Source organism: Escherichia sp. AM3, assembly GCF_032029835.1.
GTDB lineage: Bacteria > Pseudomonadota > Gammaproteobacteria > Enterobacterales > Enterobacteriaceae > Escherichia > Escherichia coli.
On sequence record NZ_JAVUPQ010001336.1, the window covers coordinates 1 to 233 of the forward strand.

Here is a 233-nt window from a genome sequence, read left to right on the forward strand (position 1 = left end):
CAACTGCCCGTTATCAACACGACTTACCAGCGGGGAAAGCGATGATCGTGCAAAAAGAGCTGGTTGCTATTTACGATTATGAGGTCCCTGTACCTGAAAATCCGTTTTCCTTCAGACTTGAGATCCATAAATGCTCTGAATTATTTACAGGTTCCGTCTATCGACTGGAGCGATTCCGGCTACGTCCAACATTTCATCAACGTGATCGAGAAGATGCTGACCCGCTAATAAAT

General features: G+C 45.1%; 1 pseudogene. It reads left to right on the forward strand.

From position 1 onward, the window contains the following. Positions 1-41: 41 nt before the first annotated feature. Positions 42-233: pseudogene (gene yehK, locus RTW80_RS30950) on the forward strand (protein YehK); the annotation flags it as partial.